At 72.9% G+C, this 22,569-nt stretch carries 19 protein-coding genes and 1 pseudogene; 9 read left to right on the forward strand and 11 right to left on the reverse strand.

The features are described 5' to 3' along the window. Positions 1–29 precede the first annotated feature (29 nt). The 4 genes and pseudogenes from BLW14_RS13055 to BLW14_RS13070 all read right to left on the reverse strand — a co-directional run bounded on the left by BLW14_RS13055 (position 30) and on the right by BLW14_RS13070 (position 4,007). On the reverse strand, positions 30–1,313 hold the full coding sequence (locus BLW14_RS13055; RefSeq protein WP_093707301.1) for a geranylgeranyl reductase family protein: 1,284 nt from the start codon (positions 1,311–1,313) through the stop codon (positions 30–32). Between the two features lie 210 nt (positions 1,314–1,523). Further along, complete coding sequence (locus BLW14_RS13060) at positions 1,524–2,963, reverse strand: DUF3824 domain-containing protein (RefSeq protein ID WP_143052005.1); 1,440 nt, start codon at positions 2,961–2,963, stop codon at positions 1,524–1,526. A 108-nt stretch (positions 2,964–3,071) separates the two neighbouring features. After that, positions 3,072–3,140 (reverse strand): annotated as a pseudogene (locus BLW14_RS35730) (zinc-ribbon domain-containing protein); the annotation flags it as partial. Positions 3,141–3,314: 174 nt separating this feature from the next. Continuing rightward, complete coding sequence (locus BLW14_RS13070) at positions 3,315–4,007, reverse strand: demethylmenaquinone methyltransferase (RefSeq protein ID WP_177153963.1); 693 nt, start codon at positions 4,005–4,007, stop codon at positions 3,315–3,317. Between the two features lie 143 nt (positions 4,008–4,150). On the opposite strand from BLW14_RS13070, the gene BLW14_RS13075 reads away from it, so the two are divergent. From BLW14_RS13075 to BLW14_RS13090, 4 genes are all read left to right on the forward strand, one after another. After that, a complete protein-coding gene (locus BLW14_RS13075; RefSeq protein ID WP_093707309.1) occupies positions 4,151–4,660 on the forward strand; it encodes a SigE family RNA polymerase sigma factor in 510 nt (169 codons plus the stop codon). Positions 4,661–4,671: 11 nt separating this feature from the next. Continuing rightward, positions 4,672–5,568: a hypothetical protein gene (locus BLW14_RS13080; protein WP_093707311.1), complete on the forward strand. Its 897-nt coding sequence runs from the start codon at positions 4,672–4,674 to the stop codon at positions 5,566–5,568. Between the two features lie 112 nt (positions 5,569–5,680). Continuing rightward, positions 5,681–6,409, forward strand: a complete 729-nt coding sequence (locus BLW14_RS13085; RefSeq protein WP_093710711.1) for a DUF3152 domain-containing protein — start codon at positions 5,681–5,683, stop codon at positions 6,407–6,409. 114 nt (positions 6,410–6,523) lie between these two features. Beyond that, positions 6,524–7,222 carry a DUF3152 domain-containing protein gene (locus BLW14_RS13090; protein ID WP_093707313.1) on the forward strand — a complete coding sequence of 233 codons (699 nt, stop codon included), beginning with the start codon at positions 6,524–6,526 and terminating at the stop codon, positions 7,220–7,222. A gap of 20 nt (positions 7,223–7,242) precedes the next feature. Here BLW14_RS13090 and BLW14_RS13095 read toward each other — a convergent pair whose 3' ends face one another. The 4 genes from BLW14_RS13095 to BLW14_RS13110 form a co-directional block, all read right to left on the reverse strand. After that, positions 7,243–7,890 (reverse strand): imidazolonepropionase-like domain-containing protein, encoded by a 648-nt coding sequence (locus BLW14_RS13095; protein WP_093707315.1) that lies wholly within the window; start codon positions 7,888–7,890, stop codon positions 7,243–7,245. A 7-nt stretch (positions 7,891–7,897) separates the two neighbouring features. Then, positions 7,898–9,097 carry a cyclic dehypoxanthinyl futalosine synthase gene (mqnC, locus tag BLW14_RS13100; RefSeq protein WP_093707317.1) on the reverse strand — a complete coding sequence of 400 codons (1,200 nt, stop codon included), beginning with the start codon at positions 9,095–9,097 and terminating at the stop codon, positions 7,898–7,900. Positions 9,098–9,169: 72 nt separating this feature from the next. Then, a complete protein-coding gene (locus BLW14_RS13105; protein WP_093707319.1) occupies positions 9,170–10,945 on the reverse strand; it encodes a serine/threonine-protein kinase in 1,776 nt (591 codons plus the stop codon). A gap of 298 nt (positions 10,946–11,243) precedes the next feature. Then, positions 11,244–12,122 (reverse strand): menaquinone biosynthetic enzyme MqnA/MqnD family protein, encoded by an 879-nt coding sequence (locus BLW14_RS13110; RefSeq protein WP_093707320.1) that lies wholly within the window; start codon positions 12,120–12,122, stop codon positions 11,244–11,246. A gap of 285 nt (positions 12,123–12,407) precedes the next feature. Here BLW14_RS13110 and BLW14_RS13115 point away from each other — a divergent pair, with 285 nt between their 5' ends. From BLW14_RS13115 to BLW14_RS34460, 3 genes are all read left to right on the forward strand, one after another. Then, complete coding sequence (locus BLW14_RS13115) at positions 12,408–12,611, forward strand: cold-shock protein (protein WP_003967102.1); 204 nt, start codon at positions 12,408–12,410, stop codon at positions 12,609–12,611. 298 nt (positions 12,612–12,909) lie between these two features. Continuing rightward, on the forward strand, positions 12,910–15,864 hold the full coding sequence (locus BLW14_RS13120; RefSeq protein ID WP_093707322.1) for an SARP-family global regulator AfsR: 2,955 nt from the start codon (positions 12,910–12,912) through the stop codon (positions 15,862–15,864). Between the two features lie 206 nt (positions 15,865–16,070). Beyond that, complete coding sequence (locus tag BLW14_RS34460; RefSeq protein WP_177153964.1) at positions 16,071–16,244, forward strand: hypothetical protein; 174 nt, start codon at positions 16,071–16,073, stop codon at positions 16,242–16,244. A 389-nt stretch (positions 16,245–16,633) separates the two neighbouring features. Here the strand turns inward: BLW14_RS34460 and BLW14_RS13130 are convergent, their stop codons facing one another. Continuing rightward, complete coding sequence (locus tag BLW14_RS13130) at positions 16,634–17,167, reverse strand: hypothetical protein (RefSeq protein WP_093707326.1); 534 nt, start codon at positions 17,165–17,167, stop codon at positions 16,634–16,636. 195 nt (positions 17,168–17,362) lie between these two features. Between BLW14_RS13130 and BLW14_RS13135 the strand changes: the two genes are divergently transcribed. Beyond that, a complete protein-coding gene (locus tag BLW14_RS13135; RefSeq protein WP_093707328.1) occupies positions 17,363–18,001 on the forward strand; it encodes a hypothetical protein in 639 nt (212 codons plus the stop codon). 109 nt (positions 18,002–18,110) lie between these two features. Here BLW14_RS13135 and BLW14_RS13140 read toward each other — a convergent pair whose 3' ends face one another. Then, positions 18,111–20,513, reverse strand: coding sequence for a protein serine/threonine kinase AfsK (locus tag BLW14_RS13140; RefSeq protein WP_093707330.1), 2,403 nt, complete (start codon positions 20,511–20,513; stop codon positions 18,111–18,113). Positions 20,514–20,687: 174 nt separating this feature from the next. After that, positions 20,688–21,485, reverse strand: a complete 798-nt coding sequence (locus tag BLW14_RS13145) for a VOC family protein (RefSeq protein ID WP_093707332.1) — start codon at positions 21,483–21,485, stop codon at positions 20,688–20,690. A gap of 321 nt (positions 21,486–21,806) precedes the next feature. Between BLW14_RS13145 and BLW14_RS13150 the strand changes: the two genes are divergently transcribed. Beyond that, a complete protein-coding gene (locus tag BLW14_RS13150) occupies positions 21,807–22,454 on the forward strand; it encodes a TetR family transcriptional regulator (RefSeq protein ID WP_026242592.1) in 648 nt (215 codons plus the stop codon). Positions 22,455–22,569 lie beyond the last annotated feature (115 nt).

Below are 22,569 nucleotides of genomic sequence, written 5' to 3' on the forward strand. Positions count from 1 at the left end.
GTGACGGCTCCTTCGTTTGTGAACGGACGCTACGAGCGGGGCGCGACCTTCGCCAGCCCGTTGATGATGCGGTCCATCGCGTCGCCGCCCGTCGGGTCGGTGAGGTTGGCGAGCATCTTCAGCGTGAACTTCATCAGCAGCGGGTGCGTCAGGCCGCGCTGGGTGGCGACCTTCATGACCTTCGGGTTGCCGATCAGCTTCACGAAGGCGCGGCCCATCGTGTAGTAGCCGCCGTAGGTCTCCTTGAGCACCTTCGGGTAGTTGTTCAGCGCCAGTTCGCGCTGGGCGGGGGTCGCGCGGGCGTGCGCCTGGACGATGACGTCGGCCGCGATCTGGCCCGACTCCATGGCGTACGCGATGCCCTCGCCGTTGAACGGGTTGACCATGCCGCCCGCGTCACCGACCAGCAGCAGGCCCTTGGTGTAGTGCGGCTGGCGGTTGAAGGCCATCGGCAGGGCGGCGCCGCGGATCGGGATCGTCATGTTCTCCGGGGTGTAGCCCCAGTCCTCCGGCATGGACGCGCACCACGCCTTGAGGACCTCGCGCCAGTCCAGCTCCTTGAATGCCGACGAGGAGTTGAGGATGCCGAGGCCGACGTTGGAGGTGCCGTCGCCCATGCCGAAGATCCAGCCGTAGCCGGGCAGCAGCTTCTCCTGCGGGCCGCGCCGGTCCCACAGCTCCAGCCAGGACTCCAGGTAGTCGTCGTCGTGCCGGGGCGAGGTGAAGTACGTGCGCACCGCGACGCCCATCGGGCGGTCCTCGCGGCGGTGCAGGCCCATAGCGAGGGAGAGCCGGGTGGAGTTGCCGTCGGCGGCGACGACGAGCGGGGCGTGGAAGGTGACCGGGGTCTTCTCCTCGCCGAGCTTCGCGTGCACCCCGGTGATCCGGCCGGTGCGCTCGTCGGTGATCGGGGCGCCGACGTTGCACCGCTCGTACAGCCGGGCACCCGCCTTCTGCGCGTTCCGGGCCAGCTGCTCGTCGAAGTCGTCGCGCTTGCGGACGAGTCCGTAGTCCGGGTAGGAGGCAAGATCCGGCCAGTCCAGCTGGAGCCGGACGCCGCCGCCGATGATGCGCAGGCCCTTGTTGCGCAGCCAGCCCGCCTCCTCGGAGATGTCGATCCCCATGGAGACGAGCTGCTTGGTCGCGCGCGGGGTGAGGCCGTCGCCGCAGACCTTCTCGCGCGGGAACGCGGTCTTCTCCAGGAGCAGGACGTCGAGTCCGGCCTTGGCGAGGTAGTAGGCGGTCGTGGAGCCGGCTGGGCCCGCCCCGACGACGATGACGTCCGCGCTGTGTTCGGACAGGGGCTCGGTCACGGTCGGCTCTCCCGAAGACTCGAATTCGCGTGCCGCGCGGCACAGGTCCAAGGCAGTCTATGGGGGCCCGCCGGGCAACCCTCCGAAGGGCTGCCCCATGTCGATCGCGCCTGCCGCGCCTCACGTCGTGCGGCTGTGTGGGCGGTGCCCGTGCCCGGGGCGGGTCCGCGAAGTCCCGTCCGGCGTACGACGGGACTTCGCGGACCCGCCCTAATGGGCGCGGGGGCCGTCCGGCCCCGGGTAGTGGCCCTGGCCCGGCTGCGGACCGTACGGACCGGGGGCCGTGCCGGGCGGCGGGTTGTACGCGCCCGGCGTGGACGGCGGGGTGTACTGGCCGGGCACCGTGCCGTACGGGCCGGGCTGCGGACCGTACGGGGACGGGACGGCCGGGGTGCCGCCGCCGTTGCCCGTCATCCGCACCAGATACGGCGCGACGAGCACCGCGCCGCCCACCCACAGCAGCCCGAACAGCAGCGCGTCGGCGACGCTCGGGGCGAACTCCAGGTTGCCGGCGCCGGTGAACTCCGCGACGCTGCCGGTGTACTCCATGGACAGGCCGCTCATGCCGGTCAGTACCAGGTAGGCCACCAGGAACACCCCGCCGACGGTTACCTGTTCGCGCCGGTCGGCGGAGCGGCGGGCGGCGAGCACCCCCACGATGAGGGCGCTGACGAGGCCGGTGGCGAGGGCGCCGACGAGGGCCCAGTCGTTCGCCGCGTCGCTCAGCTCGCCGAGACCGAACGCGCCGTGGTCGGTGCCCGATCCGATCAGGTCCGCCCTGCCCCGCACGTCGTACTCCACCGAGCCGCCCCAGCTCACCGAGAGCACCATGAGCGCGATGTTGGGCAGAAGCGGAAGGGCGACCAGCATGGCCTCGCCGCTGACGCCGTCCTGGGCGGCGAACGTGATGTAGCCGACCAGGCCGCAGAGCAGCAGGACCGCTCCGAGCGCGCGGACTGCGGTCCCGCAGGCGCGTACGAGGCTCAGCGTGCCCGGACGCTGAGCCAGCCAGGCGGCGGCGACGTCTCGTTGCAGGACGGCGCCGGTGGTGACGAGCGAGAGGGCGAGGGCGCCGAGGGTCGCGAGGACCGGCGAGGAGTGGACCGAGAGGTCCTCGATCTCGGGCTGGGCGTACAGCCCGAGGACCAGGACGGCCGCGGCGGCGACGGCGCTGATGCGGACGGCCGCGTCGAGCCCGCCGCCCTGCCGGCGGACGGCCCGGGCGCCGATGATCAGCGCGCCGATCCACAGCACGGTGACGGTGAGCGGGATCAGGGAGAGGGACATCTGCCCCTGCCCGCCCGGGTCGAAGTCGCCGTAGGTGTCCCCGTAGTCCGAAGCGCCCCCGTACCCACCGCGGCCACCCGATGAGACGGCCGTGACGTCGAAGCCGCCGCCGAACGCCTGGAGCAGCATCGCGAGCGCGATCCGCAGCCGGTCGCTCCACCCGACGGCGGGGTCGTCGCCCTGCCCGTACGAGGGGATGGCGAGCGCCACCGCGAGGCCCACGATCAGTCCGGTCGGCCAGAGCGCGCCCTTGACCGAGCCGGCCCAGTCACCGCGCGCCACCCTGCCGAAGAACACCCCGAGGGGTGAAGGCCCGGCAGGCGCCGGCGCGTAACCGGGCGGCGGGGCGGCGGGCCGCGTCATGTACGCCGGCACCGCGGGCGGCTGCGGCGGACCGGCGGGCGGCGCACCGGGGGGCGGTGGCGCGGCGGGCTGCGGAGGCGCGGCGGCCGGGACCGCGGGGCGCTCGCGCCCGCATTTCTGGCAGAAGCGCGCCTCGTCCGGCGCCGGGGTTCCACAGAAGGGACAGTACGACGGCATGAGGGCTCCGCAGCGGGGACGGGGGCGAAACAAGACCGGTGACACACGGAGACGGTGAAGTCGCGTGCCGTATCAACGGACACATCTTCCCCGACCACCGGTTCCCGTCAACTCGGAATACGGGCCCCCGTTTTCACGCGCGCCCGGTCCCCGTCCCGCGGTCCGGCCGGGCCGTCAGCCGCGGATGCCCCGGTGCAGGGCCACCACGCCGCCGGTGAGGTTGCGCCAGGCGACCTCGGACCAGCCGGCGTTCTGCAGCTTCTTCGCCAGGCCGGCCTGGTCGGGCCAGGCGCGGATGGACTCGGCGAGGTAGACGTACGCGTCGGGGTTGGAGGACACCGCGCGGGCCACGGGGGGCAGGGCGCGCATCAGGTACTCGATGTAGACCGTGCGGAACGGGGTCCAGACGGGCTGGGAGAACTCGCAGATGACGACCCGGCCGCCCGGCTTGGTGACCCGGTACAGCTCGCGCAGCGCCGCGTCCGTGTCCTGGACGTTGCGCAGGCCGAAGGAGATGGTCACCGCGTCGAAGACCTCGTCGCGGAAGGGCAGCTTCGTGGCGTCGCCGGCGGTGAAGGGGAGCCAGGCGTTGCGCTTCTTGCCCTCGCGGAGCATGCCGATGGAGAAGTCGCACGGCACGACGTACGCGCCGGTCGCGGCGAACGGCAGCGAGGACGTCGCCGTGCCGGCCGCCAGGTCGAGGACCTTCTCGGCGGGCCGGGCGTTCACCGCCCTGGCGACCTCCTTGCGCCACAGCCGGTCCTGGCCGAGCGAGAGCACGTCGTTGGTGAGGTCGTAGTTCGCCGCCACGTCGTCGAACATCGAGGCGACTTCGTGCGGCTGCTTGTCCAGGGATGCTCGGGTCACGCACCCCATTCAAGCAGCCCGGTCCGCGCGGCCCCCCGGCGGACGCCCCCGGAAAACCCGCCTTCAACCTTTCCGGTCCGCCGGCACTCAGTACTGGGCGAGAGACCACCGGAGAGAACCGGAACGAAGAGGGAAGGGGGCAGATGTTCAGGAGAGCCAGCCGGGGCACCGACGGCTTCGAGGAATTCGCCCGCGCCGGTCAGCGCCGGCTCTACCGCACCGCGTACCTGCTCTGCGGGGACGCCGACGCCGCCCGGGATCTGACCCAGACGACGCTGGCGAAGCTGTTCCAGCACTGGCACCGGGTGCGGGCCGCCGACCATCCGGACGCGTACGCCAGGACCGTGCTCACCCGCACCTACATGGCCGAGCGTCGCAGGCGGCTGCGCGACCTCCTCGCCCACACGCCGATCGCCGCACCCGCGCCGGAGGTCGGCCCGGAGCTCACGGTCACGCTGCTGGCGGCGCTCGCCGAACTGCCGCCCCGGGCAAGGGCGATGGTCGTCCTGCGGTACTGGGAGGACCTGAGCGTGGAGACGGTCGCCGAGCTGCTGCGATGCAGCCCGTCCACCGTGAAGAGCCAGTGCTCGCGCTCGCTGGCCACCCTGCGCACCCGCCTGGGCGACGCGCGCCTCTACACCACCCGAAGCTGAGGAGATACGTCATGCATGTGTTCACGGACACCCCGCCCGGCGGCGAGCCCGGCCGGGACGACCGGGAGCCGCTGATCCGGGCCGCGATGGAGCGGGCGGCCGAGGACGCGCCGCCGCCGCCCGACCTGGTGCCCGTGGCCCTGGTCCGGGGCCGCCGACGCCGGGCCAGGTCCCGCGCGGCGATCGGGGCGGGGGTGGCGGCCGTAGCGGCGCTGGGGGTGCTCGGTGCGACGCTGCCGATGTGGGGCGGGGGTGCGGAGCCGGTACGGAGGGCGTCGGCCGCCTCGCAGATCACGCCGGACCCAGCCCCCCTGGACACCTCCGACCCGTGGCTCCGTTTTCCCGTGCACATCGAGCCGAGCCCCGGCGAGTCCTCCATGGCGGATCTGCCGGAGGACGAGCTGTCACGGCAGCGGGTGTTCCAGAACGAGGCGGCGGCGGTGCTCGAAGGGCTCCTGCCCAAGGCGTTCGCCCCGATCCGCCCGGTCGATCTCGATGTCAGCCTGTACCAGGGCGGGCCGGACGGCCCCGACTACCCCATCACGTTCTCGGTCCGCCCGAAGGCCGCGCCGGGAGCGGCCCACGCCGATCCCCCTTGCACGTCGGTCCTGGAGAAGCATCTCCGGTGCAGGGAGGCGACGCTGCCGAACGGCATCACGGTCCGGTCCGTCACCGCGTCGGGGGACGAGAAGGAGGGCAAAACGGTCACCGGCACCACCCTCACCTTCGAGCGCCGCCACAGCAGCGTGAGGCTGTCGGTCGGCGGTGACGACGAGGCCATGGTGTCGGCGCCGGTGACGACGGACCAACTGCTCGCCGTCGTCCAGGACGCGGCGTTCCTGGAGCTCGTCGACTACGCCGACGCCCACCCCATGGAGCCGAAGGAGCACGCGGTCCGTGGTGGCTGACACACGAACCGCCCGGCACGGCCGGGGCGGCCGGCGGCGCGCCCGCCGGGCCCGGCGTGGCCGGATACGAGTGCTCGCCGCCCTCGCCGTACCGGCGGCGCTGATCTGCGTCGTGGTGATCGTCGCGCCCCGCTGGGCGGGCGGGGACGAGTCGCGGGCGGCGACCGCGCGCACGCCGTCGCCCACGCCCTCCCCCAGGACCGCACGAAGCCCGAAGCCCTCGGCGAAACCCACGCCGAAGCCCACTCCGAAACCCACCCGGAAGCCCTCCGCGGAGTCCACCCGCGTCCCCGCCTCCGGCCCCGGCACCTTCACGACCGCCGCGGGGGACGGCCGGGAAGGGCGTTACGCCTACCGCGTCGAGGTCGAGGACGGTTCGGGCGTCGACCCGGACGAGGCCGCGGCCCGGATCGCCGGGATCCTCGCCGCACCGCGCGGCTGGGCGCAGGGCGGGGCGCGCTCGTTCCACCGGGTGGCGTCGGGGCCGGCGGGGCTGGTCGTGAAGATCGCCACCGCGGCCACCACCGACCGGATCTGCGGGCGGGGCGGCATGAACACCCACGGCGAGGTCAACTGCCGCGTCTACGAGACGGTAATGGTCAACCTGAAGCGCTGGCAGACCGGTTCGCCGGAATTCGACGGTCCGCTGGACGGCTACCGGGCGCTGATCATCAACCACGAGGTCGGCCACTGGCTCGGCCACGGCCACGAGACGTGCCCCGGCAAGGGCCGCCCCGCCCCCGCGATGATGCAGCAGATCTACGGCCTCAAGGGCTGCGTCGCCAACGCCTGGCCGTACGACGAAAAGGGGGCGTACCTGGGCGGACCGTCCGTGCCGTAACGATTCTTCGGACGGAATCGGCCCCACCTCATATGGATGTGGACTGAACCAATTCACCGGGGTACCGGTCCTACAGCAGGGGACGGAACCACCGAGGACTGGGGAGGGGCGCGGATGCCCGAATGGAAAGGGCGCCGGGGAGGCCGGGGAGAGCGCGGGCGCACCCGGCTGCTCGTGCCGGCCGTCGTACTGGTCGCCGTCGCGGCCGTCGCCGTCGTCGGACTCCGCTGGAAGGACGCGCACGAGCCCGCGCCCACGGCCGCCTTCACCGTGGCCCGTGCCGCCGCCACCGCGGCCGGGAACGCGGACGGGGACGCGAAGACGTACCGGGTCGAGGTGGAGGAGGGGTCCGGGCTCGACGCGGACAAGGCCGCCTCGGTCGTCGCCCGCATCCTGGCCGCGCCACGGGGCTGGTCGCACCGCGGGGAGCACACCTTCCGGCAGATCGCGACGAGCCCGGCCGGTCTTGTCATACGGATCGCGACCCCCGGGACCACCGACCGGATCTGCGGGCAGAGCGGCCTCGACACGCACGGCGAGGTCAACTGCCGGGTCGGCCCCGTCGTGATGGTCAACCTGAAGCGCTGGCAGACGGGTTCGCCCGAGTTCGACGGCCCGCTGGGTGAGTACCGGGCCCTGATCATCAACCACGAGGTCGGCCACTGGCTCGGCCACGGCCACGAGACGTGCCCCGGCAAGGGGCGCCCGGCGCCCGCGATGATGCAGCAGATCGACGGACTGAAGGGGTGCGTCGCCAACGCCTGGCCGTACGACGCCAAGGGCCACTACCTGGGCGGCCCCCCGGTGCCGTAGCCCCTGCCCCCCAACCCCGTCTACCGCCCCCGATACACCAGTCGCCCCGCCGCGATCGTCGCCACGCAGCTCGCCGCGCCCAACGCCAGCAGCGCGGCCTCGTCCGGCGCGTCGAAGGCGGCGAGGTCCGCACGGCCCCCGGTGGCGAGCGGGGCCGCCGTCGCGCCGGACACCGCACCCGCCCCGGCCAACGGGTCGAGCCCGGGTGGCCCGCCGCCGGGCGGGGATGTCGGCGCGACGACCGTCAGCCCGGAGCGGCGGACCGCCGTGAGCAGGGCGGACGATGCCCCGGAGGCGGCCGTCACCGCCGTGGTCCCGTGCCGGAGCATCCGGTGCAGCCCGCGCCGCACGCTCCCCGCCCGCCACGACTCCTCGGGCCCCAGCGCGTCGAGCGCTCCACCGGTCAGGGGCTCGGTGCCCAGCGCGTCCGCCTCGCGGGGGTCGGGGAAGTACCACTCCTCCAGCAGCCGGACCGCGTCGCGCTGGAGAAGGCCCGGGGTGAGGACGCCCGGCCACTGCCGGACGCGGGCTCCGGGGTGGGCGGCGGCGACCTCCTCGTACGGTCCGAACGCCGCGACCGAACCGTCCCGTACGGCCACCGCGCCGCCGGGCACGGGTGCGCGGCCGCCGCCCGGCAGCAGCAGGGCGGCGGCGTGAATCGTCAGCACGGAGCGATCAGTTGGCGTTGAGGAGCTTGAGCTCGGGGTGCGCGGTGCCGCCCTCGATCGCGACGGACGAGATGTGCGAGACGACGCGCTCGTCGACCGGGTCGTTCGCCGGGTCGTCGTGCACGACGAGGTGCTCGTACGTGGTGGCGCGCTGGGCCGGGACCCGGTCCGCCTTGCGGATCAGGTCGATGATCTCCAGCCGGTTGGAGCGGTGCTTGGCGCCGGCCGAGGAGACGACGTTCTCCTCCAGCATGATCGAGCCGAGGTCGTCCGCGCCGTAGTGCAGCGACAGCTGGCCGACCTCCTTGCCGGTGGTCAGCCAGGAGCCCTGGATGTGGGCGACGTTGTCCAGGAAGAGCCGGGCGATGGCGATCATCCGCAGGTACTCGAAGAGCGTCGCCTGCGTCTGCCCCTTCAGCTTGTTGTTCTCCGGCTGGTACGTGTACGGGATGAACGCCCGGAAGCCGCCGGTGCGGTCCTGCACGTCACGGATCATGCGCAGGTGCTCGATGCGCTCGGCGTTCGTCTCGCCGGTGCCCATCAGCATGGTGGAGGTGGACTCGACGCCGAGGCCGTGGGCGATCTCCATGATCTCCAGCCACCGCTCGCCGGACTCCTTGAGCGGGGCGATGGCCGTACGCGGCCGGGCCGGCAGCAGCTCGGCGCCGGCGCCCGCGAAGGAGTCGAGGCCGGCCGCGTGGATACGGCTGATGGCCTCCTCGGCGGAGACCTTGGAGATACGGGCCATGTGCTCGATCTCGGAGGCGCCGAGCGAGTGGATCACCAGCTGCGGGAACGCCTTCTTGATGGCCGAGAAGTGCTCCTCGTAGTACTCCACGCCGTAGTCCGGGTGGTGCCCGCCCTGGAACATGATCTGCGTGCCGCCCAGCTCGACGGTCTCCGCGCAGCGGCGCAGGATGTCGTCGAGGTCCCGGGACCAGCCCTTGGCGGTGTCCTTCGGCGCGGCGTAGAACGCGCAGAACTTGCACGCCGTGACGCACACGTTGGTGTAGTTGATGTTGCGCTCGATGATGTACGTCGCGATGTGCTCCGTACCGGCGTAACGGCGGCGGCGCACGGCGTCGGCCGCGGCACCCAGGGCGTGCAGCGGCGCCGAGCGGTAGAGGTCGAGCGCCTCCTCCGGGGTGATCCGGCCGCCTTCGGCGGCTCGGTCGAGGATGGGCTGAAGGTCGGCCTTCTCGGTCACCGGGCTGTCACCTTTCGGCGGTTTTTCAACGGATCTACGGACCGGTTCAGCGTACGCCAGGGGGCTCGGCGGTCAGCCGCCGGACCGGGTGAGCGTGCCGTACGGGAGTCCCGCGTCCTTCTCGTCGGAGCGGAAGCGCAGGGTGCCGTCGGCCGCCCGGGTGAAGTGGAGGTCGGAGGGCGTCGTGGTGCAGAAGCCGGCCGTGCTCGTCCGGTCCGGGTCGGCCCGTTCGCGCAGTCGCAGCTCCTGATCCGTCCCGGAGGTCAGCGTGGCGACGCTGTAGCAGTTGATCTCGACGCCGAGAGTGGAGACCGAGGTCGTCAGGCGGACCACGTCCGTGCCCTTGCGGCCCTTGGTGAACACCGCGGTGAGCGTGCCGTGCGGCGCGCCCGTGGTCTTCTCGGTGAGCGGACCCTTCCAGGTGCCGACGAACGCGTCGGGCAGCTCGGCCGCCCCGCCCGGGCTCGTCGGGGGGCTCTTCGAGGGGTCCTTCGTCGGGTTCCTCGTGGCCGAGCCCGTCGGCGGCGAGGGCTCGCGGGAGGTGGACGGGGTGTGCCCCACGTCCCCGTGCCCGACGTTGCCGCCGTCGCCGCCGGTGCCCGGCATCAGGTCCAGCAGGAACGCGCTGCCCACGGTCACCGCGGCCAGCGCCCCGGCCACCGCCAGCGCGACGGTGCAGCTCACGCGCCGCCGCCCCGCGCCCTCGCCGCCCGCCGTCGCCCCCAGGGTCAGGCTCCGCCCGCCGGTCCGCTGCCCCGGCAGGCCGTCGGCCCCGGCGGTCGGCGGATGCGGCGGGTCGACCGGCGGGCCGAAGGTACCCAGCGCGGGGCCCGGACCCGACACACCGAACGGGTCCGCCGCACCCGCCCCGGACGCGGGCTCGCCCGCCACCGCCCCCGCCCCGAAGGACGGGTTGCTGAACGGCACCGGCCCCGACTGCACCGGGGCCTCCTGCGGTTCCAGGTCCAGCAGGGCCACCGCCGACCGGCTCACCTCGCGCACCAGCGGTCCCGGCAGCCAGCCCGCCGCCACCGCGGCCGCCGCGCCGCCCGGCAGCAGCCGGCGGGCCAGCTCGTCCGGGGTCGGCCGCCGCTCCGGGTCCTTGGCCAGGCAGGCGGCGATGATGTCGCGCAGACCGCCCTCCAGCTCGCCCAGCTCCGGCTCCTCGTGGACCACCTTGTAGAGGAGGACCGCCGACGAGTCGCCGAGGAAGGGCGCGGAGCCGGTCGCCGCGTACGCCAGGACCGCGCCCAGCGAGAAGATGTCGACCGCGCCCGAGATGTCGGTGCCCCGGATCTGCTCCGGCGCCATGTAGCCCGGCGAGCCGACGGAGACCCCGGTGGAGGTGAGCGAGGCGGTCGCGTCGATGGCCCGGGCGATGCCGAAGTCGATCAGGCGGGGGCCGTCCAGGGCGAGCAGGACGTTGGACGGCTTCACGTCCCGGTGGATCAGGCCCCGCTCGTGCACCGCGGCCAGCGCCTCGCCGAGGCCGGCGCCCAGCACCCGTACCGCGTGCTCGGGCAGCGGGCCGTGCTCGGTGACGGCCGCGGAGAGCGGCGGGCCGGCCACGTAACCGGTGGCGATCCAGGGGACGGGGGCGTCCGGGTCGGCGTCCAGGACGGGGGCGGTCCACTGGGCGCCGATCCGGCGGGCCGCCTCGACCTCGCGCCGGAACCGGGCGCGGAACTGCTCGTCGAGCGCGAAGTGCGGGTGGACGACCTTGACGGCGACCGTACGGCCGCCGGCGCTGCGCCCGAGGTACACGCGGCCCATGCCGCCGGCCCCGAGCCTGCCGAGCAGCCGGTAGGCGCCGATGCTCAGCGGTTCCCCGGCTTCCAGCGGCTGCATATAAGGACTCCCCCTGTGAACCCGGCCGGACCTCCGACCGAAGCCTAGTTCGTGTCCGCGAAGTCTGATCCGGCCACGGGAGAAACCATCCGCCGATTTCGCCCCCAAGGGAACGAACGACGTCATTCACCGCGATAAAAGGCGTGAATGCGCCGGTTGCCGCCGAGCGCCCATTGCGGGAGGCGCGGGGGCGGATTGCGGGAGACATCGGGGGCGTACTCCCGATGCCTCCCGCAATCCGCCATTCATCGCATGTTCAACGAAATCGAAAATGCCATTCCCGTGCGGCGGGATGTTCTCATCCGCCGAGCAGCTCCACCTTCACGTCGGCCGGGAAGCCCGCCGCCTCGCCGGTGCGCCGGGCGAACTCCGCCACGCCCGCCAGCTGGTCCGGGCCGAAGCGGAAGTCGAGCGTCGTGAAGTAGCGCTCCAGCACCTCCGCGTCGAAGGCCTCCCAGCGCGCCGCCTGCTCGGCGACCTTGGTGACCTCCTCCAGGGACAGGTCGCGGGAGGCCAGGAACGCCTCGTGCACCTGCTTCACCGCGGTCGGCTCGGCGGCCAGGTAGTCCTTGCGCGCGGCCCAGACGGCGAAGACGAACGGCAGACCCGTCCACTCCTTCCACATCGCGCCCAGGTCGTGGACCTGGAGCCCGAGCCGGGGCGCGTCGTGCAGGTTGGCGCGCAGCGCCGCGTCACCGATGAGGACGGCGGCGTCCGCCTCCTGCATCATCAGGCCCAGGTCGGGCGGGCACGTGTAGTAGTCGGGGGTGACTCCGTACCGCTCGGCGAGCAGCAGGCGTGCCAGCCGTACGGAGGTGCGGGAGGTCGATCCGAGGGCGACGCGGGCCCGGTCCAGGTCCTCCAGAGGGCGCTGCGAGACGATCACGCACGACATGACGGGGCCGTCGCAGCCGACCGCGATGTCGGGGAAGGCGACCAGGTCGTCCGCGTTGCGCAGGAACTCGACGAGGGTGACGGGGGCGATGTCCAGCTCGCCCCTGACCAGTTGCTCGCTGAGCTTCTCCGGGGTGTCCTTCGACAGCTCCAGGTCGAGCAGGGTTCCGGTCCGTGCGAGCCCCCAGTAGAGGGGCAGGCAGTTGAGGAACTGGATGTGGCCGACGCGCGGCCGGGGGCGACGGTCGTCGACCGCGACGTTTGAAACGGTTGAATTGTCCACATCGCGAGGCTAGACCCGTCCCCGCCCGGCTGCCCCACCGGGGGCGGGCGGCTCACGGGAAGGCCCTCTCGGATGGCTCATCCGGGCGGCAATCAAACATCCGGGTGAAGTGATCTTTCCCTCTACCCTTCGGTACACCCTGCGTGCTAGGCTCGACGGCAAGTTGCAGTTTGGTTTCCCTTGCAGTACAGAGCCTGCGGAGCATGTAACCCCGCAGGCTTTTGTAGTTTTCAGACTTCATCGCAGGTTCTGGAGCAGGGCAACCCTTTGGCCCAAGGAGGGCTTATGGCTACCGGAACCGTCAAGTGGTTCAACGCTGAAAAGGGCTTCGGCTTCATCGCCCAGGACGGCGGCGGCCCGGATGTCTTCGTCCACTACTCCGCGATCAACGCGTCCGGGTTCCGCTCCCTCGAGGAGAACCAGGTCGTGAACTTCGACGTCACTCAGGGCCCCAAGGGCCCGCAGGCTGAGAACGTCACCCCGGCCTAGTTGCCCGGGTCGGCCGATCGCGGCCGGTAAGAGCAGTACCCAAGGAGCCCCGCTCCCCCGCACCGGCGGAGGAGCGGGGCTCCTGCCCGTGCGCGGACCCCTCCCGGTGCCGCTGCCCCGTTCCACAATCGTTGTCGAGGGCTTGTGCAGAGAGTCATCCGTTACTGACGGGCCGACCCTTCACAAGGCAGACTGTTGACGGCGGTATCAACGGTATGGAGCAATCCGGACAGCCTGTGGCCGATCCGGACACAGCGACCGTGCCGTGTGCTGTGTGCAGGCAGGACAGGAGGCAGCAATGGGCCGCGACGACGGGCCACGGGTACGAGTTCCGCAGCAGCGGGGCCCGGAGGACGAGGCCGTGCTGCACTTCTCCGTACTCGGTCCCGTACGGGTCGGGCGCGGCGGCGAACCGCTGCCGTCCGGATCCCCGCAGCAGCGCGCCCTGTTGTCGGCGCTCCTGCTGCGCGGCGGGCACACGGTGACGGCCGCCGAACTCATCGACGGCATCTGGGGCGACGAGCCGCCCTCGCAGGCGCTGGCCGCCGTACGCACCTACGCCTCCCGGCTGCGCAAGGTCCTCGGACCCGACACCCTGGTCAGCGACTCCGGCGGCTACGCGATGCGCACCGCTCCCGGCACGCTGGACCTGACCGTCGCTCAGGAGCTCGCGGCCGAGGCGGAGAAGGCCAGAGCCGGCGGCGACCGGAACGCGGCGCGGGCCCTCCTGAACAAGGCGCTCGGGCTCTGGGACGGCGAGGCGCTGGCCTCGGTGCCCGGCCCGTACGCGGATTACCAGCGCACCCGCCTGGAGGAGTGGCGGCTCCAGCTCACCGAGACCCGCCTCGACCTGGACCTGGAGGCGGGCTGCCACGCGGAGGCGGTCTCCGAACTGACCGCGCTCACCGCCGCGCACCCCCTGCGGGAGCGGCTGCGCGAGCTGCTGATGGTGGCCCTGTACCGCAGCGGCCGGCAGGCGGAGGCGCTCGCCGTCTACGCGGACACCAGACGGCTGCTCGCCGAGGAGCTGGGCGTCGACCCGCGCGCGGAGCTGGGCCGGCTCCAGCAGCGCATCCTGCGCGCCGACGAGGAGCTGGCCCGTCCGGCCGACGAGCCCGCCCAGCCGGCGGCACCGGTCCGCCCCGCGCAACTGCCCGCAACCGTGCCGGACTTCACGGGCCGGGACGCGTTCGTCCGTGAGCTGGGCGACCGGCTCGGCACGGCGGAGGGCTCCGTGATGGCCGTCTCCGCACTGGCCGGCATCGGCGGCGTCGGCAAGACGACCCTCGCCGTCCACGTCGCCCACCAGGCCCGCCGCCACTTCCCGGACGGCCAGCTCTACGTCGACCTCCAGGGCGCCGGAGCCCGCGCCGCCGAGCCGGAGACGGTCCTCGGTGCCTTCCTCCGGGCCCTCGGCACCGCGGACTCCGCCATACCGGACACCCTGGACGAGCGCGCCGCGCTCTACCGCTCCACGCTCGACGGCCGCCGGGTCCTGGTCCTCCTCGACAATGCCCACGACGCCGCCCAGATCCGCCCGTTGCTCCCGGGCACGGAGGGCTGCGCGGCGCTCGTCACCAGCCGGGTGCGGATGGTCGACCTGGCGGGCGCGCACCTCGTCGACCTCGACGTGATGTCCCCGGAGGAGGCGCTGCGGCTCTTCACCCGGATCGTCGGCGAGGAACGCATCACCTCCGAGCGCGAGGCCGCGCTCGACGTGGTCGCCGCGTGCGGGTTCCTGCCGTTGGCGATCCGGATCGCCGCCTCCCGTCTCGCCTCCCGCCGCACCTGGACGGTCTCCGTCCTGGCCGCCAAGCTCGCGGACGAACGCCGCCGCCTCGACGAACTCCAGGCGGGCGACCTCGCGGTCAAGGCCACCTTCGAACTCGGCTACGGCCAGCTGGAACCGCCCCAGGCCCGCGCCTTCCGCCTCCTCGGCCTCGCGGACGGCCCCGACATCTCCCTGGCCGCCGCGGCGGCCCTTCTCGACCTGGACCCGCACACCGCGGAGGACCTCCTGGAGGCGCTGGTCGACACGTCCCTGGTCGAGTCCGCCGCCCCGGGCCGCTACCGCTACCACGACCTGGTCCGCCTGTACGCCCGCTCCTGCGCGGAACGCGACGAACAGGCGCCCGGCGAGCGGGAGGAGGCGCTGTCGCGGCTGCTGGACTTCTACCTGGCGACGGCGGCGGGGGTGTACGCGCTGGAGCGGCCGGGGGAACGGGTCCTGGACCACTTCGAACCCACCGGCCGCCCCGGCCTGGCCTTCACCACGCCGACGGAAGCACTGGACTGGCTCTTCAGCGAGTCCAGCGGTGTCCTCGCGTGTGCCCGGCAGGCCGCCGCCAAGGACACGGTCGGCAAGGCCGCCGACCTTCTGATGGCCGCCGTCGACCTGGGTGAATCAGGTGCGAACTCCCGCCAGTTCACCCAGGCCGCGACGGCGGTCTCGGAAGCTGCTCGGGCGGCCGGGGCCGTCAGGGCGGAGGCGCGGGCGCGCACGATGCTGACGCATGTGCACAGCATTTCCGGCCGGTTCACCGACGCCAGGAGCGACGCTCTGCGAGCCCTGGAACTGGGCCTGGCCGCCGGGGACCCCGTCTCGTCGAGCCAGGCGCCCAATCAGCTCGGCATCATCGCCCTGTACGAGAACCGGCACGCCGACGCGGAGGCGCACTTCACCCAGGCCCTGGACGCCTTCCGGGCGGACGGCAACAAGTCGGGCGAGGCGTCCGCCCTGTGCAACATGTCCAGGGTGCACCTGGCCACGGACCGCAAGACGAGCGCGGTGAGCCTGGCACAGCAGGGCATCGCCCTCTACGAGGCGGACGGCAGGAAGCAGGCTCTCCGGCTGGCCAACGGAAGGTACGCGCTCGGCCTGGCGCTCACGGGCGCGGGTCAGACTTCCGAGGCGCGCCACGTACTCACCGAGGCTTTGACCGTGTTCCGCGAGAGCCGGCAGCGCTTCTGGCACGGCATGACCCTGTTCCGTCTGTCCGAGGTGGACCTCGCCGACGACCAGCACGCCCAAGCCGCCGCACTGGCCGAGCAGGCGCTCGCCGTTCTGCACGGCATCGGCGGGGAGTGGCGGCGCGCCAACGTACTCACGGTGCTGGGCCTCAGCCTCATGCCGCTCGGTCAGACCGATCGCGCGCAGGCGTGCTGGCGTGAGGCGCTGACCGTCTTCGAGGAACTCGGTTCGGCCGAGGCCGGCGACGTGCGTGTTCTGCTGGAGTCGACGCCGGTGTTCTGAGCCCTCCCGGCGCGTTCATCATTCGTTTATCGCGCCGGGCCACTCTCTCCTCATCGATCCGTCGCGTCGGGGGGCAGGCGGATCGGTGGGTGGCCCCACCACTAGGGTGAACGGCCCGGTGTGGCCGTCCGGCGATCCACGGGGGAACCGCCGGACGGTCACACCATCCACTGCATCCACGCTTCAGCTTTCAGGAGTTGACCTTCATGGCCGACAACAACGGCATCCTCAAGCCGACCGACGCCCACGCCTCCGGCGAGGAGCTGACGACGCAGGACGCCCACGCCTCCAGCGAGCCCCTCAAGCCGACCGACGCCCACGCCTCGGGCGAGGAGATCACCACGCTCGACGCCCACGCCTCGGCGCCGAAGCCCAACTAGTCCAACCGGAACGGGGGAACGGCCGCGGCGGTGCGGAGGGGAAGCCGCCGCGGCCGTTGCATGCCACCGGCGAGACCGCCGTGACCACGCGGAACACCCACGCCACCGTGGTGACCCCGGATGGCAACCCGCACGCCACCTGAGCCACCGCACACGGCGAGTGCCCGGGCTTGAACAGCTCGGGCACCCTCGGTGCTGCGGCGGGTCGCTCGGCGCTGAAGGCCCCGGGGCCGACCTCGCTGCGGATCTCCTCCGCCAGTTCCTCCGGCTGGGTGACGGTGTACTTCTTGGTTGCCATATCTGACACCGTGCCCGTCACCCTTTCAGCCGGGCCGCCTCATTCATCGCATGGGGTGATCACATCACCCCGGCGAGTGGCCACCCCGGGCTCAGTAGAGGACCGCCGCCGTGACGGCGCACTTCGCGACCCGGGCGACCTTGTCCGGGTGGTCCATCCGCACGGACACGGTCTTCGTCTCGCCGCGGGACGCATCCGCCGTCGCGCTGCCCGTGTCGACCACGACGCCGGACGCGTCGAGGAAGTTCACGTCGACGTTGTACGTGTGGCTGCCGCTCGCGTTCGCGGTGAGGCGGACCGTGGAGGCGGTGACGGCCTTGACCGCGCCCTTCGCGGGGGCGGCGCAGCGGAAGACGTACGCCTTCGGGGCGGCGGTGGCCGTGGGGGTCGGGGACGTACGAGTGCCCGAGGTGCCGCCCGACGTGCGGTTGTAGCGGTTGCCGGAGTCGGTGTCGTGGTACGTGCCGTTGCTCTTCTTGTCGTTGGAGCAACCGCCGCCGCTGCTGTGGCTGGAACGGCTCTTGCCGCTCCTGCTCTTGCTGCCGTGGCTGCCGGTGGAGAAGCCGGTGAGCGCGAGTACCACCGCGACCAGGACCACCGTCAGCTTGACGTGCTGCCGTTTCATCGAATCCGCCCCCGAGTGTGTGGTGTTCCGCCGTGGCCGGCCGGGTGGCCGGGCGACACGGCACCGTAACCCACAGCATGGCGCGGGTGACCGGCGGGCCGGTCATGGCCCTGTCACGGTCTCGTCCCCGTCTGGTGGCGGGGGCAACCCGTGCGGCGTAGCGTCGGAGCGAGAGCGCGTCCTGGAGGTACGGACATGATCCGCAACGTCCTCGGTGCGGTCCTCGCTCTCGCCGGAGCGGCGGCCGCCGTGCTGAGCCCCTTCCGTGACTGGTACGACGGCCGCCTCGGGCGGCATTACCGGCTGGGGGACCTCTTCAGCGGAACCGGTGTGGCCGGTACGCATTCCGGTGGCCTCTTCGGCTCGCTGTGGCTTCCGTTCCTGTGCGCGGCGCTGGTGACCGTGCTGGGCGTCCTGATGCGCTCCCGCGCGCTCGTCGCCCTGGCGGGCGTGGTCGTGCTCGGCTTCACGGTGCTGTGGATGGTCCGGGTGTTCCAGGTGACCGACAGCCTGGCCGTCACGGGCGACGGGTCGGGGCTGGGACCGGGCGTCGCGCTGGCCCTCGGCGGGGGTGCGCTGATCCTGGCGGGGGCCTGGGTGATGTCGGGCCGCCGCCGCGCCCCTCAGTACGACGCGCCGGGGTCGGGCGCGCCCGACACGTGGCCGCCTACGCGGGAGCCGGGGCCTTCGGTCCAGACGAGCCCGTGGCCGGAACCGGAGGGCGACGACCCTTACGTGGGGCCGCCCCCGGACTCCCCGGGGCCGCGCTCGGACCCCCCGGGGGCTCCCGGGACCCGTCCGCCCGGCGGACATCCCGGCCCGTCCGGCGATTGAGGACGGAACCCTTGCCCCGGTGGGCGGTGCAGCAGGGGTTCGGGCCCACCCGATGACCGGTTCCGTCCTCACACGCCGGACGGGCTGGGGCGGGCCGGACGGCTTAACGTCACGCCCGGGCGCGGGCCCCCGTACCGGTGCCCTTCAGCGCGTCCAGCGCGTACACGCAGCGGTCCTTGCTGCACGCGTACACCACACCGCCCCGGGCCACCGGCGTGCCGGTGATCTCGCCGCCCGTGGCGAGCTTCCAGCGGAGCTGGCCGCCCGCCGCGTCGAGGGTGTAGAGGACGTGGTCCGCGGAGCCGAAGTGGACGCGGCCGTCCGCGACGACGGGGGCGCCGACCACCTCGCCGCCCGCGGCGAACCGCCACTTCGGGGTGCCGGTGACCGCGTCGAGGGTGTAGAGCGCGCTGCCGCTGCCCACGTGGACGTTGCCCGCGACGACGAGCACCGGCTCAGCCGACTGGCGGGCCTCCGTGGCGATGCGCCAGCGGTCCTTGCCGGTCGCGGCGTCCAGGGCGTACACCGTGCCGAGGTAGTCCGCGAGGTAGACCCCGCCGCCGGTGACGGCCGGGCCGGGGGCGAAGGCGGGCGGGGAGAGGAAGACGGCCGGGCACTCGAAGTGCCAGCGGACGCGCCCGGAGGCGATGTCGACCGCGAGGACCCGCGTCCCGGCGGCGACGTACACGTAACCGTCCGGCGCGGGGGTCACCCGGACCGGGACGCCGCCGCAGGAGGCCGCGTCGCCGACGGGGTAGGACCAGCGCTCGGCGCCGGTGCGGGCGTCGAGGGCCTTGACGCGGGCGTCCTGCCAGACGTAGACCGTGCCGTCGTGGATGACCGGCCCGCCCTCCGGGGTCTCGAAGTCCGTCTGCGCGCCGGTGAGGTCCCACAGCTTCTCGCCGGTCGCGGCCTCCCATGCCTGGACGCCGCCGCCCCGGGTGGCGGTGACGACGGTGCCCCGGTCGGCCTTGAGCGCGTACACCCAGGCGTCCGTGCCGGTCCGCCACCGCTCGGCGCCGGTGGTGGCGTCCAGGGCGTAGAGGGAGGGGCCGTCGGATGCGTGGATGCGCCCGCCCTCGACGGCCATCGCCCAGGCGACGTCGCGGGTCTTGAACTGGCGCCGCCCGTTGCCGGTGTCCAGCGCGTGGACCTCGAAGGACGTGACGTAGAGCAGGTCGCCGACGACGACCGGGGTGCCCCACACGTCGTTGGACATGCGGAACCGCCAGGGCCGCCACCGTGCGGGCCCGGACTGCCCGCTGTCGGGGGCCTGGGCCGGGGCGGGCACGGGCGCGGGGGCGGTGCCCTGGACCCCCGCGGGCGGGCGGACCCAGCCGGTCGCGGGCCCGGCGTCGGCGGCGGCCGCCGAGGCGCGGACGGCCTGGGCGCGGGGCCCGGGCCCGATCGGCACCTGGGCGCCGGTGAGCCGGACCGGTCCCCCGGCGTCGGGCACGGGCGCGGCGGGCGCACCGCCCTGCCAGGACCCCTCCCAGTCCGTGCCCGGCGGCTGGTGGGGCGCGGTCGCCACGGACTCCTGGCGGGCCGGGGCGGGCCGGGACGGCGCCGGGTCGGCGGGTCGCGGCGGGGTCGCGGGCGGCGGAGCCGGACGGCCGCCGCCCCGGCGCCGCTCGATCATCTCGGTCGCGGCGGCCGGCAGCCAGGCGGAGGCCGTACCGCCGTCGTCGTCACCGCCGCCGGCGGCGAAGAGGTGCGGGGCGAGCTGGGCCTGCAGGTCCGCGGGGGTGGGCCGCATCGCGGGGTCCTTCTGCATGCAGGACTCGATCAGCGGCCGCAGGTCGTCCGGCAGGCCGGTGAGGTCGGGGCTCTCGCGCAGCAGCATGAACACGGTCTCGACCGGGTTGGCCCCCCGGTACGGGGCATGGCCGGTCGCGGCGAACGCGAGCGTCGAGCCGAGCGAGAAGATGTCGCTGGCCCCCGTCACGCTCCGCGAGTCCCGCGCCTGCTCCGGCGACATGTACGCCGGGGTGCCGACGGCCACGTTGGTCATGGTGAGCCGCGTGTTGGAGACGCCGGACGCGATGCCGAAGTCGATGACGCGGGGGCCGTCCTCCACGACGAGCACGTTGGACGGCTTCATGTCGCGGTGGACGAGCTGCGCCCCGTGGATGGACTGGAGGGCCTCCGCGATGCCCGCAGCCAGCCAGCGGACCGCCTGCGTCGGCATCGGCCCGCACTCGTTCACGATCTCTTCGAGCGAGGGGGCGGGTACGTACGCGGTGGCCAGCCAGGGCACGGCGGCGCGCGGGTCGGCGTCGACGACGGCGGCCGTGTAGAAGCCGCTGACGGCGCGTGCGGCCTCCACCTCGCGCGTGAAGCGCACCCGGAACAGCTGGTCCTCGGCCAGTTCCGTGCGGACGGTCTTGATCGCCACCCGGCGGCCCGACGCGGACCGGGCCAGATAGACCAGCCCCATGCCGCCGGCCCCGAGACGTCCCAGCACCTCGAAGGGGCCGATCCGCCTCGGGTCGTGCTGCGTCAGCTGCTCCACTACCTGCCACCTCCCCGTACGGGCCTCAGGTCACAGAGGCCCGCGAAAATCCCGCCGTGTGCAGCGTCTCATCAGTGGGCGCCGCCCGGCGGTGCGCACCCCGATTGTTCCTGGCCCGGGCCCCGGTTGCGAACCCGGGGGCGGATCGGGGTGTCCCGTGCCACACCTCCCGTATCAGGACACAGGCCCCTGAAGTACGGCGAACTCGGCACCCTGGTCGTCCTGGAGGACCGCCATCCTCCCGTACGGGATGTCCATCGGGGGTTCGGTGACCCGGCCGCCGAGCCGCCGCACGGTCCGCGCGGTGTCGTCGCAGTCGGCGACGTTGAAGTAGTTCAGGAAATGACTGGGCAGCTCGGCCGGGAACGCGTCGGTGATGACGCTGCGCCCGCCGACCGCGGTGTCGGGGCCGGGTTCGGTGCCGGGCGGGGACCACGTACGGAAGTCGACGCGGTGCTCGTCGGTGTCCGGGACGCGGGAGGGCGAGTCGTCGATGTCCGCGCTGCGGAAGCCGAAGACCTCCTCGTAGAAGGGGTCGACGCGGTCCTTGGCGCGGGTGTGGACCTCGGTCCAGCAGAAGGAGCCGGGTTCGTTCTGCTTCCGGAAGCCCGCGCGCTCGCCGGCCTGCCAGAGGCCGAAGACCGCGCCGGCCGGGTCGGCGGCCTGGGCGAGCACCCCGTCCCGGCCGGCCGAGACGGGTTCGGTGATCACCTGGCCGCCGGCCGCGCGGACGCGGGCGACGGACGCCTTGATGTCGTCGGTAGCGAAGTAGACGCCCCAGGCGGTCGGCATCCGGCCGTCCTTCTTCGCGGCCAGCGCGGCGACGAGCCTCCCGTCGCTGAGGGCATCGGCGCGGGAGCCGTTTGGCCGGAAGGTCCAGCCGAACAGCTCGCCGTAGAAGCGCTTGCCCGCCTCCAGGTCGGGGAGCTGCACATCCACCCAGCACGGTGCGGACTGCGCGAATGCGGCCATGGGCCCGGATCCTTCCGTCGTCGCGGTGACGCCCGTCACAGTCACGGTAGCTTCGTGATGCACGCGGCGCGTCCCGGAACGGCTCCCGATCCCCGGACGCCGACCCTCGGACCCCGAGCCCCGGGACCCCGACCCCGAACCCCGGGAAGCGAACACAGGTTCGAAAGTTATCCACCGAAGTTATCCACAGCCTGTTAATAACACTCATCACACTGTGGGCGACGCGGGCCCGGAGGGGGCCCGGACGGCTCCCGGGCGGGCCCCGTTCCCCATTTGCTTCGGCCGAATCGCGCTCCGATCACCCGTCGGTAAGCTGACGGCATGACAGGACAAGTACGCACCGTCGACGGCCGCGTGGCCGGTCGGCGCGGTCAGGCGACGCGGCAGAAGCTGCTCGACTGCCTCAGCGAGATGCTCAGCTCCTCGCCGTACCGGGACGTCAAAGTCATCGACGTCGCGCGCAAGGCGGGGACTTCACCAGCGACCTTCTACCAGTACTTCCCCGACGTCGAGGGTGCCGTCCTCGAACTCGCCGAGGACGTGGCGAAGGAGGGCTCCGGGATGACCGAACTGGTAGCCGGACGCTCCTGGGTCGGCAAGTCGGGCTGGCAGACCTCCGAACAACTCGTGGAGGGCTTCCTCGACTTCTGGCGCCGCAACGACGCGATCCTGCGGGTGATCGACCTCGGGGCGGCCGAGGGCGACAAGCGGTTCAACAAGATCCGCATGAAGATCCTCAACTCGGTCACCGGCTCCCTGACCGAGTCCGTGAAGGAGCTCCAGGCCAAGGGCAAGGTCGACAAGGACGTCAGCCCGGCCGCCGTGGCGGGCTCCCTGGTCGTCATGCTCGCCGGTGTCGCCTCGCACCAGAAGGGCTTCACGGCCTGGGGCGTCAAGCAGGCCGAACTCAAGCCGAATCTCGCCCAGTTGGTGCACCTCGGCATCACCGGCAAGAAGCCCGCGAAGTAGCGCGCATCCCCCGCTGGGGCGACGCGCGGTGATCTCCGGCGCCCCCAGGTCCTGTCTCACCGACGGCGGACCACGCCTGTGGTCCGCCGTCGGCGTATCCGGACCGGGGCGCGGC

Source organism: Streptomyces sp. 2131.1 (assembly GCF_900105515.1).
Classification (GTDB): Bacteria; Actinomycetota; Actinomycetes; order Streptomycetales; family Streptomycetaceae; genus Streptomyces; species Streptomyces drozdowiczii.